Origin of the sequence: Clostridioides sp. ZZV14-6153 (assembly GCF_020657855.1) — a bacterium.
In the GTDB taxonomy this organism is placed as follows: Bacteria; Bacillota; Clostridia; order Peptostreptococcales; family Peptostreptococcaceae; genus Clostridioides.
On sequence record NZ_JAGWCZ010000005.1, the window covers coordinates 56,035 to 81,225 of the forward strand.

The window sequence follows — 25,191 nt, forward strand, 5'->3', positions numbered from 1 at the left end:
ATTTTTTTGTAGAAAGATTATTTTAGAAAGTGGGTAATAGACTCTTTTTTTTCATTCTTAAAAAGTTTTATACTAAGTGTAGAAAGTTTAAGGAGGGGAAGAAATGAGTCAAAGTAAAGAAGATAAAATAAGAAGTATTTTAGAAGCAAAAAATATTAAAGCAAATTTTCAAAATCAAGAAAATTTAGATGAACTTAGTGAAAAAAAAGCAAGTAAAAGAGCAGATGATTTATTGAATGTATATTACAATACATTGTCTACAGCTGATATGGAATTTCCATATTGGTACAATAGAGAATATAGAAAATCAGATGGTGATATAGCAGTAGTTAGAAGAGCTAAAGCTCTTAAAGCTGCTTTTTCTCATATGACACCAAATATAATACCTGGTGAGAAGATAGTAATGCAAAAAACACGCCATTATAGAGGCTCTTTCCCAATGCCTTGGGTAAGTGAAAGTTTCTTTGTTGCTCAGGGAGAACAAATGAAAGAAGAAGCAAAGAAGTTAGCTAGCAATACAGCAGATGAGCTTACAAAATTTGGTTCTGGTGGAGGAAATGTAACTGAAAGTTTTGGAAATGTTGTTTCAATAGCTGGTAAATTTGGAATGAGAAAAGAAGAAGTTCCTGTTCTTGTAAAAATGGCAAAAGAATGGGTTGGAAAATCAGTTGAAGATTTAGGATTTCACTATGAAAAGATGATGCCAGATTATGATTTAAAAGAAAATTTAATGAGTACACTTATATGCATGTTTGATTCAGGATATACACTTCCTCAAGGTAGAGAAGTTATAAACTATTTTTATCCTTTAAATTATGGATTAGATGGAATTATAGAAATGGCAAAAGAATGTAAAAAAGCAGTCGCAGGAAATGCATCTGGAGATGGTCTTATCGGAATGGATCGTCTATATTTTTATGAAGCTGTTATTCAAGTTATTGAAGGGTTACAAGCTTGGATTTTAAACTATGCAAAACATGCAAAATATTTAGAGAGTATAGAAACAGATTTAGAAGCAAAAAAAGAATATTCAGATTTAGTAGAGATATTAGAACATATTGCACATAAACAACCTCGTACATTTAGAGAAGCTCTTCAATTGACTTATACAATCCATATAGCATCAGTAAACGAAGATGCGATATCTGGTATGTCTATAGGTCGCTTTGGTCAAATTTTATATCCTTGGTATGAACAGGATATGGAAAAAGGACTAATTACAAAAGAAGAAGTTATTGAATTATTAGAACTTTACAGAATAAAAATCACTTGTATTGACTGTTTTGCTTCAGCAGGTGTAAATGGAGGAGTATTATCAGGAAATACATTTAATACTTTATCTATAGGTGGTTTAAGAGAAGATGGTTCTACAGGAGCTAATGAATTAGAAGAATTATTATTAGAGGCAAGTATGAGATGTAGAACTCCTCAACCTAGCTTGACTATGTTATATGATGAAAAACTTCCAGAAGATTTTTTAATGAAAGCTGTTGAATGTACAAAACTTGGTTCTGGTTATCCAGCATGGGTAAACAATTCAAATGGGACAACATTTATGATGAAGCAATTTGCCGATGAAGGAATGACTGTTGAAGAAGCTAGAGCATTTGCATTAGGTGGATGTCTTGAAACATCTCCAGGATGCTGGAAACAACTGACTTTAAATGGAAAGACATATTCTATTGCAGGTGGAGCAGGACAATCTGCTGGTTCTGGAGTTCACTTTATTGCTAATCCCAAAATCTTAGAGCTTGTTCTTATGAATGGTAAAGACCATCGTATGAATATACAAGTATTTGAACCTCATAATAAGCCATTAGATACTTATGAAGAAGTTGTAGAAGTATTTAAAGATTATTATAAACAAGCGATAAATGTTCTTGAGAGAGCAAATAATATTGAGTTAGATATATGGAGAAAGTTTGATACTTCTATAATAAATTCTCTATTAAAACCAGACTGTTTAGATAAAGGTCAACATATAGGAAATATGGGCTATCGTTATAATGCAACATTAAATGTAGAAACTTGTGGAACTGTTACTATGGTTAATTCATTTGCTGCACTTAAAAAACTTGTATATGATGACAAAACTTTTACAGTTGAAGAAATGAAGGATGCTGTATTAAATAATTTTGGATTTAAAGACGCATTAGAAGTTGGTAATTATTCTATGGCAGACCAAGTAAAAGTAGATAAGACTGGCAAATATGATGCTATTTATAAGGCCTGTCTTGATGCACCTAAATATGGAAACAATGATTTGTATGCAGATACGATTCTTAAAAATTATGAAATATGGTTAGCAAAAGTGTGTGAAGAAGCACAATCTTTATATGCTAAAAAAATGTATCCTTGTCAAATTTCTGTATCTACACATGGGCCACAAGGAGCTGCCACTTTAGCTACTCCAGATGGTAGATTAAGTGGAACAACATATTCAGATGGTTCAGTTTCTGCATATGCAGGAACAGATAAAAATGGTGTGTATGCATTATTTGAATCTGCAACTATTTGGGACCAAGCAGTAGTTCAAAATTCTCAAATGAATTTAAAACTTCACCCAACAACTATTAGAGGACAACAAGGAACAAAAAAACTGTTAGATTTAACAAGAAGTTATTTAAGAAAAGGTGGATTCCATATTCAATACAATGTTGTGGACTCAGAAACTTTGAAAGATGCACAAAAAAATCCTGACAATTATCGTCAACTAATGGTACGTGTTGCTGGATTTACTCAATATTGGTGTGAGTTAGGTAAACCAATACAAGATGAAGTAATTGCTAGAACAGAGTATGAAGGGGTGTAAAATATGAGAAAACATAGTGATTGTATGAATTTTTGCGCAGTAGATGCCACTAAAGGGATTTGTAGATTATCAAAACAAATGATTAATCTAGATGATGAAGCATGTTCAGAAATAAAAGTAATGCCAAAATGTAAAAATTGTAAAAATTTTGTTGACGCTAATGATGAAGGTATAGGTAAATGTGTTGGGTTAGAAAATAAAGATTGGGTATACTCAACATTAAACGCAATTACTTGTGAAGGGCATGTGTTTAATGAATAGTCAAAGCCAATTAGAAGGAATGATTTTTGATATACAAAGCTTTTCAGTTCATGATGGGCCAGGTTGTAGAACAACTGTATTTTTAAATGGATGTCCACTTAGTTGTAAGTGGTGTGCAAATCCTGAAAGTTGGACTGTTAGACCACATATGATGTTTAGTGAGTTGTCTTGTCAATATGAAAATGGATGTACTGTATGTCATGGTAAATGTAAAAATGGTGCATTGAGTTTTGACCTTGACAATAAGCCCGTCATAGATTGGGATATATGTAAGAATTGTGAGAGTTTTGAATGTGTCAACTCATGTTATTATAATGCGTTTAAATTATGTGCAAAACCCTATACTGTAGATGAACTTGTAAAGGTGATTAAGCGTGATTCTAACAACTGGAGAAGTAATGGAGGAGTAACATTTAGTGGAGGAGAGCCACTACTTCAACATGAATTTTTACATGAAGTGCTATTAAAATGTCATGAAACAAATGTGCACACTGCTATTGAAACGAGTGCATGTGTTTCAAATGAAATTTTTAATAATATATTTAAGGATATAGACTTTGCGTTTATTGATATAAAGCATATGGATAGAGAAAAACACAAAGAACAAACAGGTGTGTATAATGATTTAATATTAGAAAACATATCAAATCTTGTAAACTCTGACTGGGGTGGAAGATTAGTACTTAGAGTACCAGTTATTTCAGGGTTTAATGATAGTATGGAAAATATAAATGATATTATATCTTTTATGCATAAAAATAATTTAGTAGAAATTAACCTATTACCATTTCATAGACTAGGAGAATCAAAGTGGATTCAATTAGGTAAAGAATATGAGTATTCTGATAAAGGAGATGTTGATGAAGAACATCTTGAAGAATTACAGGACATATTTTTAGATAATGGCATAGCCTGTTATGTTGGACATGAGACTGCTTTTTAGAAATAAATATCATAAAAATTAAATATTAGTTTGCAGAAGGGAGTTATCGCATGAGTAAATTAAATTTATTCTGTGATAGCTTCTTTTTGCTATTCATACTCTACTATATAGTTCATCCAGCGTTAATTAAAAATATAATGGACATAAAAAATATCATAAATATGTGATAAGATAAATATATAGAAATATTTTACTTATTTTGGGGTTGTTATATATTTAGGTACTGGGGTGATATAGTTGAACCAAGAAATATTTTTTAAAGTAATGAATGAAATATTGGAAAATATTGATGAAGGGGTACATTTTGTTAATAAAGAAGGGAAAACTATAATCTACAATGATTCTGTACAAAAAATGGAAAAAATGAATAGACATGATATTTTAACTAATTCATTTTTTGATATAGTCAGCAAAATGAAAATAAATAGAAGTACACTAGTAGAAGTTTTGGAAAAAAGGGAAATTATTAAAGACAATATTCAAAAATATCTAGATAAAAATGGAAAAGAAATAACAGCGATAAATACTACGATACCAATTGATATTAAAGGAGAATTTGTAGGGGCACTTGAAATATCAAAGAATATGACAACTATAGAAAATTTATTAAACAGAAGCTATAAAAAAAATTTAGTTAATAAAGTTAATAATAAACAAAAAAATGGCTATGAATTTGATGATATTTTAGGTGAAAGTGATTTGATTAAAGAGGCAATAGCAAAATCTAAGAAAGCTTGTAAGTCTGATGCCTCAGTATTTATATATGGTGAAACTGGGACAGGCAAAGAGTTATTTAGCCAGTCCATTCACTATGGAAGTAATAGAAAAAATTATCCGTTTATAGCACAAAATTGTGCAGCTTTACCAGAATCATTATTCGAAGGAATACTATTTGGAACTGCTAAGGGAGGATTTACAGGTGCAATAGACAGGCCAGGTTTATTTGAACAAGCTAACAAAGGAACATTATTATTAGATGAAATAAATTCCATGCCTATTATGTTACAGGCTAAATTACTAAGGGTTTTGCAAGAAGGTTATGTAAGAAGAGTTGGAGGGACCAAAGATATACCTGTTGATGTAAGAATTATTGCAACAACAAATGAAAGTCCAAGAGTTATTTTAAATGAGAATAAAATTAGAAAAGATTTATATTATAGGCTTAACATAATACATATAAAAATTCCTCCTCTTAGAGATAGAAAAGAGGATATATCTGTATTATGCAAAAAATTTATTTCAAAGTATAATAAAAAGTTAAATAAAAAAGTAGTAGGTATTTCAGATGAAGCTATCAGAATTTTAAAAAATTATGACTGGCAAGGTAACATAAGAGAACTGGAAAACATAATTTATTGTACTATGAGTATGATGGAAGACGAGATACAAATAGAAACAAGCATGATTAATCTAAATGACTATTACAATCTAAAAGAGAATAAAGAGGTTAACAATTATTCTTTAAATGATTTAGAGAATAAGACACTTAATAATATTATTGGTGAGATAGAAGAGAAGTATATATATGAATCATTAGAAAAGACCTCATATAATATAACTAAGGCTGCATCAATTTTAGGTATGAACAGGCAAAATTTACAGTATAAAATGAAAAAATATAATATCAAAATATTATAAAGGAGCAAAATAAAGGAGCAAAATTATTATGAAAGAGCAAAATTTTTTGCTCTTTTTTTATTTCTCAGAAAAAATATTATTTTTTATTTATGAAAATATATAACAAGATAATTATAGTTTCAACGTTCTCATAAATATTTAACTTCGTTTTGAAGTTGGCACGATTTATGCTTTAACTAATAATTAAGAATATATAAATTTTTAGGAGGGTGTATATATGAGAAAAGTAAGAGTTGGTATATGGGGATTTGGAGCTATGGGGATAGGAATGGCTAATATGATTTTAAAAAAAGAAGGTATAGAAATAGTATCTGTTTGCAGTAGAAGTACTTCAGGTAAAAGTATGTATGATGTCCTAGGAATTGAAAGAGGAGAAAGAGAAGAAGTTATTATCAATGGAAATTATGAAGAAGTTTTTAAAGAAAAAAGTGCAGATGTTGTTTTATTAGCAACTGATTCATTTACCAAAAAGGCTTTTGATAAAATAATGTTCTTATTAAATAGAAAAATAAATGTTATATCAACAGCAGAACAAATGGCATATCCACAAGCTGATGATGCAGATTTGGCTAAGCAAATGGATGAAGTTGCAAAAGAGAATGGAGTAAGTATTCTTGGAACAGGAATAAATCCAGGGTTTGTATTAGATTTACTAGTATTAGCACTTTCAGGTACTTGTGAAGAAGTTAATAGTATAAAAGCTAAGAGGGTAAATGATTTATCACCATTTGGAAAATCTGTTATGGTAGAACAAGGTGTTGGAGTAACAAAAGAAGAGTTCATAAAAGGTGTAGAAAATAATACTATAGCAGGTCATGTAGGATTTGTAGAATCAATAAATATGATAGCTGATGGATTAGGATGGAAACTAGATAAGATAGAACAAACAAAAGAACCAATAATGACTACAGTAGATAGAAAATCTAAGTACGGTGAGGCATTAGCTGGAAATGTTGCTGGTTGTAGACAATGTGGATATGGATATGTAAATGGAGACGTTTTAATTGAAATGGAGCATCCACAACAGATAATACCTGAAGCAGAAGGCATTAAAACAGGAGACTATGTATCAATAAAAGGGATACCAAACATTGATTTACAAATAAATCCTGAAATACCTGGAGGGGTAGGTACTTACGCAATGATAGTAAACTCTATTCCATTAATAATAAATGCTAGACCAGGTCTTAAAACTATGTTGGATATACCAGTACCTAGAGCAATAATGGGAGATATAAGAAATCAGATAGAAGTTGAATTAGAAGAAGAATCAAAAGCAAATTAATAAAATAACATAGTTAATAAGGGGATGAAAAAATGGATGCTAAAATTAATGATTGGGTTATTATACACAATATAGTGTTAACTCCAGAAGAAAGAGCTCCACAAGTTCCAGAGGATACTAAGAAAGTATCCTTAGAAATGTGGGTTAAAGGATTTATACAAAAAGATGCTTTTATAGGCGATTTAGTAGAAGTTAAAACAATTACAGGTAGACTTGTAAAAGGTAATTTACTTAAAGTAAATCCATACTATACTCATGATTATGGTAAATGTATACCAGAGTTACTCCAAATAGGAATACAGGCGAAAGAAATATTATTTGGAGGTGTATGTAATGAATAATGCAGCATCAATGAAAGATATGAGCTATCAAGCTGTTATGGGAAGAAACAATGAAATAATGAAAAATGCAATTGGACTGGATTACTCATCTTTTGAACAAGAAGGAATAGGATTTGATTATGAAAAAATGATGGGTGAAACAGGATATACATTACAAGATATTGAAGCAATTCAATCACAATATGCTGTTGGAAATACTCCTATAATAGAACTTAAAAATTTGACTAAGCTAGCTAGAAAATGCGCTCCAGAAGGTAAAGGTGCTAGAATATTTGTAAAAGATGAAGCAATGAATGCATCTGGTAGCTTTAAAGCGAGAAGAGCAGCTACTGCAGTATATCATGCCAAAAAAATGGGATATAAAGGTGTAATAGCAGCCACTAGTGGTAACTATGGGGCAGCTGTAGCATCTCAAGCAGCAATGCAGGGGTTAAAATGTATAATAGTCCAAGAATGCTATGATTCTAATGGTGTAGGTCAACCTGAAATTATAGAGAAAGCAAGAAAATGTGAAGCCTATGGAGCAGAAGTTGTTCAATTAACTGTTGGGCCAGAATTATTTTATACATTCTTAGTTTTATTAGAAGAAACAGGCTATTTTAATGCATCATTATATTCACCATTTGGCATTGCAGGTGTAGAAACTTTAGGGTATGAGTTAGCTATTCAATTTAGAGAAAAATATAAAAAAGACCCAGATATAGTTGTTTGTACAAATGCAGGTGGAGGTAATCTTACTGGAACTGCAAGGGGTCTAATAAAAGCTGGTTCCCTTAATACTAAAGTAGTAGGAGCAAGTGTTGATTTGAAAGGATTACACATGGCTAGTGATAATCAATTTAATAAAAAATCATTTACAACAGGACATACAGGTTTTGGTATACCATTCTGTACATGGCCTGATAGGTCAGATGTACCTAGATCTGCAGCTAGGCCACTTAGATATATGGACAGATATGTGTTAGTAAAACAAGGAGAAGTTTTCTATACAACTGAATTATTAGCACAGTTGGAAGGGATAGAGAGAGGTCCTGCTGGTAATACATCTTTAGCAGCAGCATTTTCTTTAGCACAAGAATTAGATGAAGATAAAGTTATAGTAGTACAAGAGACAGAGTATACAGGTGCAGGTAAACACATATGTCCACAACTTACTTTTGCAAGAGAAAATGGAATAGATATAAAATTTGGGAATCCAGAAGAAGAAATTGCAGGAGTAAACTTAATATTACCAGAAAGACCAGAATTATTAAAATGTGTTGATATTGATATGAATAAAATAAGAAAATCATTTATAAAAAATTGTATCTCTCACAACGATATTCATGATGTTGATAGTATAAGTAATCAAGATATAGAATTTTTAATGGAAGAAGTAAAAAGTTCAAGAGATTTTGTTATTGATACGTTAAATAATTTATAATAGTTACTGTTTTTTAATTTAACATGAAATAAATAGTTGGAAAATTCACTTAAATTGATATGAATGGGGGAATGTTCATGAAAAAAAGAGAGGATGATTTTGAGGTTAGAAGAAAACATCTTCAGAAATTGAGTGATGATGAGTTAAAAGAAAGATTTTGGAGTTTAGCTACCCAGATAGTAGAACCAATGATAGACCTTGGTAAAAAGAACACAACACCATCAATAGAAAGGTCTGTTTTGTTAAGAATGGGATTTTCTTCTCTTGAGGTAAAACCTATTTTAGAAGGTGTTATGGAAAGAGGTCTTATAGGTAAGGGGGCAGGGCATGTAGTTTATAAGTTTGCTAAATCTAAAAATATATCAGTTAGAGAAGCTGGTTTATTATTAGTTAATGGTGAATATTGGGATGAAGTTACATGTTTATTTAGAGAAGGGGTAGAATCATGTTAAAGGAAAATAAAAAATTAGATATAGACTATATATTAAAAGATTTGGATAAATATAAACCAAAAAGAAGAGGTTGGGTTTGGAGAGAACACTTGGAAAATCTTGAAATGGGACCTTTTGAATATAAAGACTGTACAAAACCTTTAAAGAAGAGTATAGGGTTACCATCATCTAAATATTTCAATAATATAGACCCTCAACCAAGCCCAGTTATTACTACTGAAATAGCTTCTGGAAGATTTGAAGATGATATAAGAAGAATGAGGATGGCAGCTCATCATGGTGCTGACCACTTAATGGTCATTAGAACAGCTGGACAATCGCATTTTGATGGACTTATAGAAGGTACTCCTCAAGGTATAGGTGGTGTTCCAATAACAAGAAAACAAGTAAGAGCTCAAAGAAAAGCTCTTGACTTTATAGAAGAAGAAGTTGGTAGACCGATTAATTACCATTCATATGTAAGCGGTGTTGCGGGTCCTGAAGTAGCAGTAATGTTTGCTGAAGAAGGGGTCAATGGAGCACATCAAGACCCACAATATAATGTTCTATATAGAAATATAAACATGGTAAGATCTTTTGTAGATGCTTGTGAAGCTAAACAAATAATGGCTTTTGCCAATATAGCTCAAATAGATGGAGCACATAATGCTAATGCTACTGCTAGAGAAGCATGGAAGGTAATGCCTGAACTTATGGTTCAACACGCTTTAAATTCTATATTCTCAGAAAAAATAGGAATAGATAAAAGTAATATATGTTTATCAACAGTTCCACCAACAGCACCTCCAGCACCATGTTTAAGAATAGACTTACCTTACGCTGTTGCACTTAGGGAGTTATTTAGTGATTATAAGATGAGAGCTCAAATGAATACTAAATATATGGAATCATCAACTAGAGAAGCTACAGTCACTCATGTATTAAATTTATTAACATCAGTTTTAACTAGAGCTGACATACAATCAACTATAACACCTGACGAAGGTAGAAATGTACCTTGGCATATATACAACATAGAAGCATGTGATACAGCAAAGCAAGCTTTAGTTGGTATGGATGGTCTTATGGATATGATAGAACTTAAAGATGTTGGCGAATTAAGATACAAAGCAAGAGAGCTTAAAGAAAGAGCTGTATTATATATGGAAGAAATATTTGAAGTTGGAGGATATTTTGAATCTGTAGAACAAGGATTCTTCGTTGACTCAGGAAATTATCCAGAAAGAAATGGTGATGGAATATCTAGAAAAATAAAAGGAGGAGTTGGAGAAGGTACTGTTTATGAAAGAGATAAAGATTATTTAGCACCTGTAACTGCTCACTTTGGATACAATAATGTAGCTCAATACGATGAAAAAGCTATAGATAATCCATCAATATTAATAGATGGATGTACATTTGAAAATCCAGACAAAATAATATACATCGATGAACTGGATGATTTTGATAATGTGGAAAATAGACTAAAAGAATCAGAGGAATACAGAAGTGGAACTAAAATCAAGCCTGAAATGGAATGGTGTGCAGATGGAATTGTAATGATAACAATGATGCTTCCTACCGACAAAAGAACAGCTGAGTTTGCAGCATTGGAATTTGTCAAAAAAATGAATTTACAAGAAGTTGAGGTTATAAGTAGAGAAGTTATGCATGAATCTGAAGGTACTAGGATAGAAGTAAAGGGAAGAGTTCCATTTGATATAGATTTAAATGATTTAGTAATACCAGAAGAGCCTAAAGTACTAACTGATGAAGAAATAAGAGCAGATATAGAAGAAAAACCTATGAAAATAGTTTCAGCAACAGTTGGAGAAGATGAACATTCAGTTGGTTTAAGGGAAATAATAGATATAAAACATGGTGGTATTGAAAAATATGGTATAGAATGCCATTACTTGGGAACTTCTGTACCTGTAGAGAAATTAGTAGATGCAGCAATAGAGCTAAATGCAGATGCAATACTTGCATCTACAATAATAAGCCATGATGATATTCATTATAAAAATATGAAGAAATTACACGATTATTGTGTAGAAAAAGGTATAAGAGATAAAGTAATGATTGCTTGTGGAGGAACACAAGTAACACCTGAAATAGCCGTTGAACAAGGAATAGATGCTGGATTTGGAAGAAATAGTAAAGGTATACATGTAGCCACTTTCTTAGTTGAAAAAAGAAGAGAAATGAATAATAAATAATGAAGAATAAAAAAGTTTCTCTAAAAATAGATGTGTTGGTAGCTGAAATAGGAAGTACTACCACTGTGATAAACGCTTTTCATGATATTGATACTGATAATCCTGTATTTTTAGGTCAAGGTCAGGCTCCAACAACAGTGTTTGAAGGTGGCGATGTAAGAAATGGCTTATCAGGTGCTATTAAAGATTTAGCTAATAAATTATCTGTAGATGATATAAAATATAATGATATGTTTGCAACTTCTAGTGCAGCTGGTGGATTAAAAATGACTGTTCATGGATTAGTATATGATATGACAGTAAAAGCAGCTAAAGAAGCTGCTCTAGGAGCTGGAGCTGTTATTCGTCAAGTAACATCAGGTAGAATTAAAAGAACTGATTTAAAGAAAATAAAAGAAATAAATCCCAATATAATTTTAATAGCTGGTGGAGTTGATTACGGAGAAAGAGATACAGCTATTTATAATGCCGAAATGATAGCTTCTATGAATTTAGGTATACCAGTTATATATGCTGGTAATGTTGAAAATCAAGAGGAAGTAAGATTAATATTTGAAGATACAAATTATAAGCTTTATATAACAGAAAATGTATACCCTAAAATAGATTTATTGAATATAGAACCTACAAGAAAAATCATTCAAGGTGTGTTTGAAGATCATATAACTACAGCACCAGGAATGAAGTATATTAAAGAAATGGTTAATGAAAATATTACTCCAACTCCAGGGGCTGTAATGGAAGCTTCTAAACTCTTATATAAAAATATTGGAGATTTATTAACTCTAGATGTAGGTGGAGCAACTACTGATGTACATTCTGTTACAGATGGAAGTGACTATATTAATAAAATATTAGTTAATCCTGAACCTGTAGCTAAAAGAAGTGTTGAGGGGGATTTAGGTGTATATGTAAATATGAAAAATATAGTAGAAGTTATAGGCAAAGAAAACTTACAAAATGAATTATCTATAGATATTGATAAAGTAATAGATAATTATCCGCCAATACCAAAATCAAAAGAAGAAATATTATTTGTCGAGAGATTGACAAAAGAAGCTGTTATTAAAGCTATGTTAAGACACTCAGGAAAAATAAGAAATATTTATGGAACAACTGGAAAAATCAAAATTGCAGAAGGAAAAGATTTAACAGAAGTAAGATATATAGTGGGTACAGGGGGAGCACTTACTAGGCTCCCTAGTAGAATTAAAATATTAGATAATATAACTAAATACAATAAAAATAAAGAATTACTATTTCCAAAGGAAAAAACAAAGATATTGATAGATAGTGACTATATTATGGCTTCTATGGGTGTTTTGTCTAAAAAATACGAAGAAGCATCTCTTAAGCTCCTACTAAAAAGTTTGAACTTCAAGGAGGAAAGATTATGTACCCTAGATTAGAAATAGATATAGAAAAATTAAAACATAATGCTAAAATAATTTTACAGAGTTGTCATGAAAGAAACATTAAAGTATCTTTTGTAACTAAATCATTTTGTGCACAAAAAGAAATAGTAGAAGCAGTATATAGTGAAGGAATAGACTATATAGCAGATTCAAGAGTTCAAAACTTAAAAAAATTACAAGATATAAATTTACCTAAAATGCTGATTAGAATACCCATGATAAGTGAACTAGAAGAAGTTATCAATTATTGTGATATAAGTTTTAACTCAGAATTAGAAACTATAAAGAAATTAAATGAGTTATGTGAAAGTAAAAATATTATTCATAATATAGTTCTTATGTTTGACTTAGGAGATTTACGAGAAGGTTACTTTTATGAAGAAGACCTCTTTAATAGTATAAAAGAGATAGTAAGATTAAAAAATATTAAAATAGTTGGTATAGCTACAAACTTAACTTGTTATGGAGCTGTTATACCATCTAAAGAAAATATAGGTAGGCTAGTAAGTATAGCTCAAAAGATAGAAGGTAAATTTGGAATAAATCTAGAAATAGTATCAGGAGGTAACTCAAGCTCTATACATTTAATGACAAGTAATAATATGCCAGAAGGTGTTACTAATTTGAGAATAGGTGAATCTATTCTACTTGGTAGAGAAACCGCATATGGCAAAAATATAAATGGGACATATCAAGATGTATTCAAATTAATATGTCAAATAGTTGAATGTAAAGAAAAGCCATCAGTTCCTATTGGCGAAATAGGAGTGGATGCTTTTAGAAATAAACCTGTTTATGAAGACAAGGGAATCTTAAAAAGGGCAATCATAGCAATAGGTAAACAGGACATAAATATTGACTCTTTAATTCCAATAGACACTGATATAAAGATATTAGGGGCAAGTTCAGACCACATGATATTAGATGTAAGTAATACAAAATATGACTATAAATTAGGCGACAATGTAGAATTTTTATTAACTTATGGAGGTATCGTGTCATCTAGTACGAGCGAATATGTTTCAAAAAAAATTATAGTGTAGTGTTCAAATAATTAGGAGGAAATTATTTTATGAAAGAGCGAGAATGTAGAAAAGCAAATCTGTTTGATGCAATGATACCAATTACTTGCTTGATATTATTTTTAAGTTTAGGGGTATTAATGTATGGCTCATCACCTCATGTACCACTAATAGGAGCTGCAGCAGTAGCAGGACTTGTGGCTGTATATAGGCTTGGATTTAAATGGAAAGACCTAGAATTAAGTATGTTCAATAGTATAAAGATGGCAATGCAAGCAATCTTAATCATAATTATAATAGGTGTACTTATAGGAACTTGGATAGTAAGTGGAGTAGTTCCATGTATGATTTACTGGGGACTAAAAATTTTATCACCAAATATTTTTTTAGTAGCATCAACGCTAGTATGTGCAATAGTATCTCTTGCAACAGGTTCATCTTGGAGTACAATGGGTACAGTAGGTGTAGCACTTTTAGGAATTGGCCAAAGTTTGGGTATGCCAACTGGATTAATAGTTGGTTCTATAATATCTGGAGCTTACTTTGGAGATAAACTATCACCTTTATCTGAAACGACTAACTTAGCTCCAGCTATGGCAGGAACAGATTTATTTACACATATAAAATATATGCTATATTCAACTATACCATCATTATTAATTTGTTTAGTAATTTATGGTGTAATCGGAATGAAGTATTCAGGTCAAGCATTAGACATAAAACAGATAGAGTTAATTAGGTCTACATTAGATTCTACATTTAATACTTTATCACCAGTATTATTATTAGCTCCAGCAATAGTAATTGGATTAGTTATATTTAAAGTTCCTGCGATACCAGGGCTTATAGTAGGTGCTGTATTAGGAGTATTGTTTGCAATAGTTTTCCAAGGAGAATCTATGAATGTAATATTAGACGCAGCACAAAATGGATATGTTTCATCAACACAAATAGAAGAGGTAGATGCTTTATTATCTAAAGGTGGGATTATGAATATGATGTCCACTGTATCTTTAACAATATGTGCTTTATCTCTTGGAGGTATTTTAGAAAAAACAGGCATGCTTGAAGCAGTAGCTTCTTCTTTACTAAGATTAGCAAAGGGTGTATTTGGAACAGTATTATGTACAATGGTAACTTGCACGGTTACTAACATAATAGCAGGTGAACAATACTTATCTATAGTTATACCAGGAAGAATGTATAATAAGGAATATAAAAAGAGAGGTATACACCCTAAGATGTTGTCAAGAGCTTTAGAAGATAGTGGAACTTTAAGTTCTCCACTGGTACCATGGAATACATGTGGAGCGTATATAACAGCAACATTAGGGGTATCTGCATTAACATATGGTCCATATGCATTATTAAATATTATAAATCCATTGGTATCTCTAGCATTAATTGCATGTAAGTTTAAAATAGCAAAAATAGAAGATGAACCTGAAACTTGTTTGAATTTTGATGTTTGATTATAGTATTTAATATATGTTACTTATTAGAAAAAATAAAGACCTAAACTTTGTGTAAATAACAAAATTTAGGTCTTTATTGACTTTTTCTATAAATTTAAAATAAAAAAGAATGTCAAGTAATCTATAAAATATTACTGAATTTTTTCTCTTGGAATATACAATTTTGAATCTTCTGATTTATTTTCGCACTCACATTCATTTTTTTTATTTTTTTTCATAAGTACATATAAAGGTGCTATCAATAACATTGCTCCTAGTCCTATCAAAACCCTATTTTGAGTTATAGGTTTTGACATATCTTCAAGCCAAGCTTGTTGTAACAACCATAAACTACCTAATATAGCTACTGTTGGTATAACAGGACCAAAAGGAATTTTAAATGAAGCCTGAATATCTGCTCTTTTTCTTAAAACTATTACTGATAAACAAGTTGGTATGTATTGAGCAAATCTGGCAATTACACTCATTACTGCAAGCTGTTCAAAACTTCCAGTTAATACAAGTGGTATACAGAAGATTAAAGACATTATTATTGCTACATATGGAGCATCATATTTATTTGTTTTTCCTATAAATGCTGGAAGAGAACCTTCTTCTGCTAGAGCAGAGCCACATTTAGGAGTTACTATTGAAGAACCTATATTTATTCCAAATATAGATATTAATGTTGCTACAGATATAAAGACTTTGCCATAATTACCTAAAAATACGCTTGAAGCGTCTGCGATTGGAATACTATTTTCAAATAGTTTGTCTCCAAGTATACCCATACAGACAACTTGAATTAAGATATAAATTATTGCACATATAAATATTGTAGTTATTAATGCTATTGGAAGATTTTTTTTAGGATTATCCATTTCTCCACTTGCTACAACAAATGATTCAAATCCAGTAAACGCGTAAAATACTAATATTATAGCTGGTCCTATACTGGAATTTACAACATTACCTGAAGGAACAACATTATCAAATTTTATAAAGAATATTCCGATTATTACAAAAACTATTAATGGTACTAATTTAGCTATAGTTATTACATTATTCATTATCTTTGTGCTTTTAATTCCAAATAAGCTGTTTATTGAAAGTAATGTCACTAATGTCACTGCGATATACCCTTTATATTCAGTAGCAGCTTCTGGCCAAAATGCGCCTAAAGCTGTTGCAAATCCTACTGCTAGTGTAGACCATGATATGATTCTAATAACCCAAGACATTGTGCCAACTTCAAAACCTATAAAATCACCAAATGCCTTTTTGGAGTATAAATATGCACCTCCATTTTTGTCAAACATACTTCCAGCCTCTGCAAAACATAAAAGTATTGATAGAACTAGAAGTGTAGCAAAAATATATATAAATATACTGTTTTGGCTTGCTAGATTGTAAACTTTACCTGGTAGTAAGAATATACCTGAACCTATGATACTATTAATTCCTAATAATATCATACTAAATAACCCTAATTTTTTAGCTTTTTCCATATTAATTTATCTCCTATTCTTTTATTAATTACCATATTAATTAAAATATAAAGTATTCATTACATGCATCATAACTCCTATTGGCAGACAATCCTCATCTACATTAAATTTAGAGGTATGAAGAGGTGAAGTCAGCCCTTTTTCCTCGTTTTTGCACCCTAAATGGAAGAAGGCTCCTTTGCAATGTTCTGTATAAAAAGAAAAATCTTCTCCACCTAATGAAGAGTTTGTTCTCAGTATAAATTTTTCTTCTCCAAGTAATTCCTTAGTATTTGAAATAACAGTATCTACTAATTCCTTTTCATTTATAACAGCAGGGTAATTTTCGTCACTCACATATAATGTTCCAATACATCCAAATGCAGATGCTGTATCTTCAACAATTTTAGTAATCTTATTAATTACAAAATCCCTTGTCTCACTATTTAAAGTTCTCAATGTACCTTCTAATTTTACATCTTCACATATTACATTATGTGCATCACCACCATATATTTTGCCTATAGTCAAAACTGCAGCATTATTTGGTTCTAGGTTTCTACTTATTATGGTTTGTAGTGATGTAACAATTTGTGAAGCTGTGACTATTGCATCAATACCATTTTCAGGGTATGCACCATGAGCTCTTTTACCCTTAACACTTATTTCTATAGTATCAACACTTGCATTTAATGTGTCGTATTTTGTTTCAATAAATCCTGTTTTAATGTGTGGCATGACATGAAGCCCAAATATATAATCAGCTTTAGGGTTTTCTAAACACCCGTCTTCAACCAAGAATTTTGCTCCACCAAAACCTTCTTCTGCTGGTTGAAATAAGAATTTTACATTTACATTTAGACTATCTTTCATTGAATGGAGTACTTTACATGCTCCAAGTAGCATTGTTGTATGCGCATCATGACCACAAGCGTGCATTTTTCCATTATGTATTGATTTGTAAGGTATATCGTTTTCTTCTTCTATAGGAAGTGCATCCATATCTGCTCTTATACAAATAGTTTTATCTGCATTTTCCTTTAAAATGTATGCCATAATTCCATTGTGTTTTGTAAATTCCATATAATCAATTCCTATTTCTTTTAAATAAGAAATGACTTTTTGTTTTGTAAGATTTTCCTCAAGAGCTAATTCTGGAATTCTGTGTAATTCTCTTCTAACATCTATTAACCAAGGTTTTATAGAATTACAACTTTCTATTACAAAATCTTTTTCTAATTCTTTAACTTGATTTTCTAATTTTAAAGCTGGTTGCATTTTTATTCCTCCAATTGCTTTTTATTGTTTTGTTAATATAGTTAAGCAATTATTATGCCATATTTTTTTACTTAAGAATTTTGTTTTTTATAAAAATATTGAATAAAAAAAATCATTATATTGTATGAAAAGTATGAAAAATAAATATTATATTGCAATTTTCAGTAAAAAATCTTATTTTGGATAAAGATTATGCTATATATGAGTGTTTATAAAGAAAATAGGAAAATTTTTATGTATCCTATTCCTATTAATTCCTATTAATTAGATAAAAATAAACTATAATTTTTATGTATTTAGCAAACAAAAAAATCTACTAAGGAAACAAATTATTCCCTAATAGATTTTTTATTTAATATTTGATAAACTTATAGAGTTTCATACTTTAATTTATTATAAAAGGTTTCTCCTTTTTGAGTTATTTTACTTCCATATCTTCCTGAATTACAAATTATAAATTCTTCTTTTTTTAGATATTCAAATATTTTTTTTATTTTCCCTTCAGTAATTTGAATATTTTTATCTAGTAATCTTTGTAAAATTAGTCCTCTACCAATACCAACATCTGATTCTTTATTTAAGATTAACACTTCTAGTATATTTAAAATATCATTTTTATTATACTTTAGTTTTAATGGGGAATTCTTATTATCTAAAGTTCTTAAGTTTGGAGGTAAGTCCTTTTCAAGTACAATATCATCACACATAATATTTAAATAAGATGTTACATTTTGGAGTTCTCTTATATTACCTTTCCATTTATAGTTTTGTAGAAGCTCTTTTGCTTCTGGTGTAATCAATAACTTTTTATTAATTAAATCTTCCATAATAATTAAAATATCTTCTTTTCTTTCCCTTAAAGGAGGTATATTTATTGGAATTGTATTTAATCTATAATATAAATCCTCTCTAAATTTACTATTATCAATCATTTGTTCTAGATTTTTATTAGTAGCTGATATGATTCTAACATCTATATTAATTATATTATGAGAACCGACAGGCATTATTTGTTTTTCTTGAAGAACTCTAAGGAGCTTTGTTTGTAGTTCTAAGGGCATGTCGCCAATTTCATCTAAGAATATAGTTCCATTGTTTGCTAGCTCAAATAATCCTTGTTTTCCTTCTTTTAGACCACCAGTAAAAGTACCTTTATCATATCCAAATAACTGACTTTCTAGTAAGTTTTCGGGAACAGCTGCACAATTTACTGCTATAAATGGCTGATTTTTTCTAGTTGAATTATTGTGTATAGATTGGGCTATGAGTTCTTTACCAGTTCCACTTTCACCTCTAATAAGTATACTTAAATCAGATTTAGAAACTTTTTTAGCTAAATCTATGCATTCAAGCATCTTTGGGCTATTTGTTTTTATATCTTTGAATGTATATTTTGCTATTTGTCCTTTTTCTCTTAATTTTTTAGTTAAATTTTGTTCTAGCTTTTTTATGTATGTTATTTCTTGTAAACTGTAATATGTACCCATTTTTTCATCTTTATTGTATATGTTTTTTTTATTTACATTTATATACTTTTTATCAAATATAACAACCTTGTCCAATATCTCTTTTTCATTTAATAAAACCTTTAAACTATCTATAAACACTTCTTCAATATGTTTACCATAGATATCTTCTTTTATATTTAAGATGTCTTTTACTTTACTATTATATGTATTTATTACACCATCTTTTGAAGTAAATAATATTCCATCTTTTGATAAGTTCAATATTGTATCTAATTCTTCTATCTTTAAAAACAGTTCCTTATATTTATCTTTTATACCTGTGTCTAAACTTATTATTTCTTCTGAGTATTTAACTAGATTAGATTGTATTTCTTTTGAATCGATTTGTAATAAGTTTATTATTTCTATAAATGTAGAAATATCTATATATCTATGACCTAAATCAAAAATATCTGAGATAAAACTAGGGACTTTTTCTGGAACTCCTGGAGTTATAGCTATCTTTATATCTTTATAATTATTTTCGTTCATATATGGAACTGGTCTGATATTAGTTACTCCAATCTTATAAAATAAGCTTATAGTCTCTAAAGTAGTTTCATCAGAATCATTTACAATTAAAGCATTTGTACCTTGTGGTAAGGATAATAAATCATATACCTTATCTTCCTTAAAAGTTCTTCTTATTACAATAACTTTTTTCTTGTCCAATATATTATTTATAATTTTATCTAATCTCTCTACAGACATTACTAATATTACGTCATCGTTTATAATATCATCATCATTTATTTCATTTATAAAATATCTGTTAATTTTTATGTAATCTCCAAAAACTAACTTTAAGTTATTTTCCAAAAAATCTATTAAATCTTTTCTGCTATCATTTATCAAAGCTACTGATTTTTTCATTGATTTCTCCTTATTTATATAATAAATAGTTTTTAATAATATTTACAGGAAGGTTATTTCCATAATCAATATATCTCATTGTATCTAAAATGGTACAAAACTTATACAATATTAATCCCTAAACTATTCAACATTATTAATACTATAAAATAATTTAATTTTAATATCTTTTTTATGTAACATCAATAATTTTATATCTAACCTTTTAAGTTTAATAGAGTTTTATACAAAAAAGAAGGTGCCTAGATATGATTTTTTGAGAATCATACATAGAAACCTTCTTCCTTATAATTAAATCTTGTCACCAAATCCCCCTAAGTGTTGCTTAAAATTCAAAATGTATGTATATTTTTCATTTCTATTCGATTAAATTATAATATACATCTAAAAAATTTATTTTAACAAATTCTATTGATAATACAATTTCATAAATATAGAATTATATTAAAATAAATAATATATGAAAATATATATGTATAAGTTTATTCTGCTTGAGTAGAATAGATTTGTCAAGATTAATTTAATTGTTATATTATCTTTTGTTAAAAATTAATCTAAATTAAAATATATAAATAGAATATTTTATACAATATATCATAAAAGGAGAATTTAATGAAAGCAGAAGAAACGAGCATATACCCAATTATTAAAAATAACTTAAATCAAGTATCCATTGTCGAATATAAAAAAGGGCAAAGATTTGTAGCGTCAGATGAAGATTTACAAGAAGTCTTTTTTATAATAGAGGGAGTTGCATTAGTAGAATGCTCTACTAGAGGAGGAAACAAATTTCTTGTTGATATTGTACCAGAAAATGAATTTATAGGTAAAATTAGTTATATATATGAACATAATTTGAAATGTGATATCTTTGCGAAAACTAATATAAAATTATTCCGATTTAAAAAAGATGTCTTTGATGACCTATACCTTAAAAGAGATTTTATTGAATTATTTCACAGTAAATGTACAAGAAGAATATATGAGTTGTACAAGACTAGAATGGTAAGAGAATTATTTTCTTGTACAGAAGTCATTGCATATTGTATATTAAAAAAACAAGAGAATAGTACATGTAAAGCAAAGTATATTCGTAATTTTAGTGAAATTTATTCAATCAGTAGAAAGAGTAGATACCACTCCCTATTGAATTTAATTGAAAAGGGTATAATTAAAAAAATAGATAGTACATATGAAGTTTTGAATTATGATAAATTATATAGATTAGCCTTTGAAGTAAAGGAATTTTTAGAAGATAAATAGTTATAAATATTATTGCTATTTCACTTAAATATAATATAATAATTTCTATAAAAAATAAAAAATAGCTTCACTGAAAACCAGAAATAATTTAGCTGTTTTCAGTGAGACTATTTTAAAGTATTATATACTACTAAAATATACTATTGTTATTAATCAATTTCTTTAACTATGTTAATAGCCCATTTTTTAGATAATGCTCTAGGTACACCAAATATAAATTTTACAACTTCTTCACTGTAAGTGAGTAGAACAAGGATAAATATAGGTGCCCCTTTAAATGCTGCTATAAAAGTTAAAGGAAGTGAAGCTAACCACATACATCCTAATTCTAAAAATAGAGCATATTTAGTATCTCCACCACTTCTCAAAATACCAATTATAATTAATGTATTAAATGATTTTAGAGCCATTAGTATACCCATTATAAAAAATATTTTAGTTATATCAGAAGACAAGCTATCAGAAACACTGAACATCTTTAATAATAATGGGATATTTAAAATTAAAATAATTCCAAGTATTAAACCAGCTAAAAACACTAGTATAGAAAATTTCTTAGCATATTCAATGGCTCTTTTGATATGGTCAGCACCAAGTTCATTACCAAGCATAATAGATGCACCAGATGCAATACATACAGCAGTCATTATAAAGAAGTTACCTGTACTAGTTGCTATTTGACTTGCCGCTATAGCAGATGTACCTGCCCTTGAATAGGCAACAGAATACAGAACAGTTCCAACTGCCCATGCAGAGTCATTTACAAATATAGGGAAACTCTTTGATGAAAAAGATTTGATAAAAATCTTATCAATAGCCTTTAGATTTTTCAAACTAAATTTTAATATATAGTCTTTTTTATAAAAATAGACATAAGTAAGCATTAAAATTAATTCGCATATTCTTGCAATTACAGTTGCTAAAGCAGCTCCTTTTACGCCTAATGCAGGAAGCCCTAAATTACCAAATATAAATCCATAATTTAAAATAACATTTGTTACAAGAGCAAATGCACTGCAAATCATACCTAACTTAGGATTCCTAACACCTCTAGAACCAGTACTAAACACTGTACTTATAGCTATCAATGGATAACTAAATACTGCAATGCTAAAATACTCTATACAAAGTCTTACAACCTCTGAATCATAAGAAAATATGTGTATTATTGGTTTTGGCGTTAGTAGAGCAGGGATAACAAATACAAAACTTAAAGCTAGTGCTAATATACAGGTAAGACCTGTAACCTTTCTTATATTACTAATATCTTTCTTTCCATAAAACTGTGAAATAAAAACTCCAGCTCCACCTGTAATACCAGATAGAGACATATTAAAAAGGAAGAAAAATTGGTTTGCAACTCCAACTGAAGCTACAGATACTTCACCTAAACTACTTATCATAACTGTATCTATTACATTTACAGATGTAGAAATTAAGTTTTGTATGATAATAGGTATACATAAAGATAGAAGTATCTTGTAAAACCTTTTATTTTCATCCTTTAAAGAAAACAATGCTTGCAAATAATCCTCTCCTTTTTACATAAACTCTTCCCACTCATCATATAGAGAGGAAAGGTCATTTTCTAAACTGATTTTTTCTTGACTGACTTCTTTAGCTTTCTCAGGATTAGAGTATACTTCTTCTTGACACAATAGCACATCTAATTCTTCAATTTTAAGTTCTAGCTTTTCAATTTCTTTTTCTATACTTTGCCTTTTTATTCTATTTTTCTTTTCTAATTCTCTTTGTTCTCTTTCTTTTCTTTTTTCATCCTTTATTTGAGTCCTTGTTTTTTCTTCTTTCTCTTCAACAATACTCATTTCCTGAACTTGTCTTTTCTTATCAATATAATAATCATAGTTACCTAAATATTCAGTAACTCCGTCTTCATCTAAAACAAGAATCTTATCTACAACAGTATTTAGAAAATATCTATCGTGTGATATTGTAAATATAGTACCATCATAATTAGTTAATGCTTCCTCAAGGACCTCTTTAGAATCAATATCTAGGTGGTTAGTAGGCTCATCTAACAATAAGAAATTTGCATTGGATAGTATAAGTTTAAGTATAGCCACTCTGGCTCTTTCTCCACCACTTAATGTAGAAATTTTCTTGAAAACTTCTTCATCAACAAATAAAAATGCTCCTAACATATTTCTTAAAGTGGTTTGAGTAAGATGATGATTATTTTCCCAAATTTCATCAATTATGGCGTTATCCAAATTAAGAGTTTTTTGTTCCTGATGGAAGTAAGAAACATGGACATTAGTTCCAAACTTAATATTACCATTAAGAGGTTGTAGTTCGTTAGTTATTATTTTAAATAATGTAGACTTACCAATACCATTTGCACCTATAAGAGCAACTTTTTCTCCTCTATATATGTCTAAGTTTAAATCTTTAAAAAGTATTCTTTTTCCATATCCCATAGATACATCTCTAATTTGAAGGACATCATTCCCACTTTGAACAGAGGGAGTAAACTGTATACGAGCTTTTTTTCTATAAGCTTCTGGCTTATCTAAAACATCTACTTTGTCCAATGCTTTTTCTTTGCTTCTCGCACGTTTTAGGTGCTTTTCCCGACCATACGCTTTTAGTCTTTCAATAGATTCTTCTTGTTTTTTTATTTCTTTTTGCTGGTCTTCGAATTTTTTTAGTTCTAGTTCTTTTTCTATTTTAGACAGCTCAACAAATTTAGAATAGTTACCATTATATACTTTAAGTCTTTTATTGTGAATTTCAAAAATTCTATTTACAGCTTGGTCTAAGAAATATCTATCATGAGATATTAGCATAACAGTACCTTTGTATTGTTTTAAAAATACTTCTAGCCATTCTATTGCTTCAGAATCTAAGTGGTTAGTAGGCTCGTCAAGTAATAATAAAGTTGGTTTTTTAAGAAGTAATTTTCCTAAAAGAACCCTAGTTTTTTCACCACCAGAAAGTATACTTATTGGTTTATCCATATCATTGTCACTAAATCCTAATCCTTTTAAAACTCCTTTAGCTTCAGACTTATATCCATATCCATTTAAATCTGAAAATAATTCTAACTTATGTGAATATTCATCCATGATTTTTTCTAAAATTGGAGAGTTTGTTTTTGTGCTTTCCTCAGATATTTTAACTTCCAATTCTCTTAAATAGGATTCCATATCTATCAAATCTTTAAAAACTTCCAACACTTCTTCTAAAATGGTATTATCCGAATAAAAATTGGTATTTTGTTCTAAATATCCGATTTCACAATCTTTAGAAGTGTAAATATCTCCACTATCATAGCCATAAATTCCCGATATTATTTTAAATAAAGTAGTTTTTCCAGTACCATTAATGCCAATTATACCAATTTTATCCCCTTCATTTACTGTAAAACTAATATTTTCCAATATAGAATCTATACCAAAACTTTTATTTAAGTTGTTGCATGACAAAACAATCATAAATTTCTACCTCCTTGAACTATCTAAAATTATAATGTTTTGATATAATATAATCAAGGTTATATGTATTAGTTTTGAAAAAG

General features: G+C 29.4%; 18 protein-coding genes. 13 read left to right on the forward strand and 5 right to left on the reverse strand.

Features of this window, described 5'->3' with window-relative positions:
* The first annotated feature begins 103 nt into the window (after positions 1–103).
* The 12 genes from hpdB to nhaC all read left to right on the forward strand — a co-directional run bounded on the left by hpdB (position 104) and on the right by nhaC (position 15,262).
* Positions 104–2,812, forward strand: a complete 2,709-nt coding sequence (gene hpdB, locus KGF46_RS08220; RefSeq protein WP_227827859.1) for a 4-hydroxyphenylacetate decarboxylase large subunit — start codon at positions 104–106, stop codon at positions 2,810–2,812.
* Between the two features lie 3 nt (positions 2,813–2,815).
* Complete coding sequence (gene hpdC / locus KGF46_RS08225) at positions 2,816–3,073, forward strand: 4-hydroxyphenylacetate decarboxylase small subunit (protein WP_227827858.1); 258 nt, start codon at positions 2,816–2,818, stop codon at positions 3,071–3,073.
* Positions 3,066–4,016 carry a 4-hydroxyphenylacetate decarboxylase activase gene (gene hpdA, locus KGF46_RS08230; RefSeq protein ID WP_227827857.1) on the forward strand — a complete coding sequence of 317 codons (951 nt, stop codon included), beginning with the start codon at positions 3,066–3,068 and terminating at the stop codon, positions 4,014–4,016. Before hpdC ends, hpdA begins: the two co-directional genes overlap by 8 nt.
* A gap of 237 nt (positions 4,017–4,253) precedes the next feature.
* Entirely contained in the window at positions 4,254–5,654 is a 1,401-nt protein-coding gene (locus KGF46_RS08235; protein ID WP_285891668.1) for a sigma 54-interacting transcriptional regulator, read from the forward strand.
* A 217-nt stretch (positions 5,655–5,871) separates the two neighbouring features.
* Positions 5,872–6,939, forward strand: coding sequence for a 2,4-diaminopentanoate dehydrogenase (gene ord / locus KGF46_RS08240; RefSeq protein WP_227827855.1), 1,068 nt, complete (start codon positions 5,872–5,874; stop codon positions 6,937–6,939).
* A 32-nt stretch (positions 6,940–6,971) separates the two neighbouring features.
* A complete protein-coding gene (ortA, locus tag KGF46_RS08245) occupies positions 6,972–7,280 on the forward strand; it encodes a 2-amino-4-oxopentanoate thiolase subunit OrtA (protein ID WP_227827854.1) in 309 nt (102 codons plus the stop codon).
* Complete coding sequence (gene ortB, locus KGF46_RS08250; protein ID WP_227839989.1) at positions 7,273–8,703, forward strand: 2-amino-4-oxopentanoate thiolase subunit OrtB; 1,431 nt, start codon at positions 7,273–7,275, stop codon at positions 8,701–8,703. The genes ortA and ortB overlap by 8 nt, the downstream gene beginning before the upstream one ends.
* 77 nt (positions 8,704–8,780) lie before the next feature.
* Positions 8,781–9,155 (forward strand): ornithine aminomutase subunit alpha, encoded by a 375-nt coding sequence (locus tag KGF46_RS08255; protein ID WP_227827852.1) that lies wholly within the window; start codon positions 8,781–8,783, stop codon positions 9,153–9,155.
* Positions 9,149–11,353, forward strand: coding sequence for a D-ornithine 4,5-aminomutase subunit OraE (gene oraE / locus KGF46_RS08260; RefSeq protein WP_227839988.1), 2,205 nt, complete (start codon positions 9,149–9,151; stop codon positions 11,351–11,353). Before KGF46_RS08255 ends, oraE begins: the two co-directional genes overlap by 7 nt.
* On the forward strand, positions 11,353–12,762 hold the full coding sequence (locus KGF46_RS08265) for a GlmL-related ornithine degradation protein (protein WP_227861923.1): 1,410 nt from the start codon (positions 11,353–11,355) through the stop codon (positions 12,760–12,762). Before oraE ends, KGF46_RS08265 begins: the two co-directional genes overlap by 1 nt.
* A complete protein-coding gene (gene orr, locus KGF46_RS08270; RefSeq protein ID WP_227856557.1) occupies positions 12,747–13,811 on the forward strand; it encodes an ornithine racemase Orr in 1,065 nt (354 codons plus the stop codon). Before KGF46_RS08265 ends, orr begins: the two co-directional genes overlap by 16 nt.
* Positions 13,812–13,840: 29 nt before the next feature.
* Positions 13,841–15,262, forward strand: a complete 1,422-nt coding sequence (gene nhaC, locus KGF46_RS08275) for a Na+/H+ antiporter NhaC (RefSeq protein WP_227827848.1) — start codon at positions 13,841–13,843, stop codon at positions 15,260–15,262.
* A 134-nt stretch (positions 15,263–15,396) separates the two neighbouring features.
* Here nhaC and KGF46_RS08280 read toward each other — a convergent pair whose 3' ends face one another.
* The 3 genes from KGF46_RS08280 to KGF46_RS08290 form a co-directional block, all read right to left on the reverse strand.
* A complete protein-coding gene (locus tag KGF46_RS08280; RefSeq protein ID WP_227841406.1) occupies positions 15,397–16,752 on the reverse strand; it encodes an APC family permease in 1,356 nt (451 codons plus the stop codon).
* Positions 16,753–16,788: 36 nt separating this feature from the next.
* Complete coding sequence (locus tag KGF46_RS08285) at positions 16,789–18,009, reverse strand: M20 family metallopeptidase (protein WP_227841408.1); 1,221 nt, start codon at positions 18,007–18,009, stop codon at positions 16,789–16,791.
* Positions 18,010–18,377: 368 nt separating this feature from the next.
* Complete coding sequence (locus KGF46_RS08290) at positions 18,378–20,390, reverse strand: sigma 54-interacting transcriptional regulator (protein WP_227861924.1); 2,013 nt, start codon at positions 20,388–20,390, stop codon at positions 18,378–18,380.
* Between the two features lie 612 nt (positions 20,391–21,002).
* Here KGF46_RS08290 and KGF46_RS08295 point away from each other — a divergent pair.
* Positions 21,003–21,653: a cyclic nucleotide-binding domain-containing protein gene (locus KGF46_RS08295; protein ID WP_227827844.1), complete on the forward strand. Its 651-nt coding sequence runs from the start codon at positions 21,003–21,005 to the stop codon at positions 21,651–21,653.
* A 149-nt stretch (positions 21,654–21,802) separates the two neighbouring features.
* Here the strand turns inward: KGF46_RS08295 and KGF46_RS08300 are convergent, their stop codons facing one another.
* A complete protein-coding gene (locus KGF46_RS08300) occupies positions 21,803–23,179 on the reverse strand; it encodes an MATE family efflux transporter (protein WP_227861925.1) in 1,377 nt (458 codons plus the stop codon).
* Between the two features lie 15 nt (positions 23,180–23,194).
* Positions 23,195–25,108 carry an ABC-F family ATP-binding cassette domain-containing protein gene (locus KGF46_RS08305; protein WP_227839777.1) on the reverse strand — a complete coding sequence of 638 codons (1,914 nt, stop codon included), beginning with the start codon at positions 25,106–25,108 and terminating at the stop codon, positions 23,195–23,197.
* Positions 25,109–25,191 lie beyond the last annotated feature (83 nt).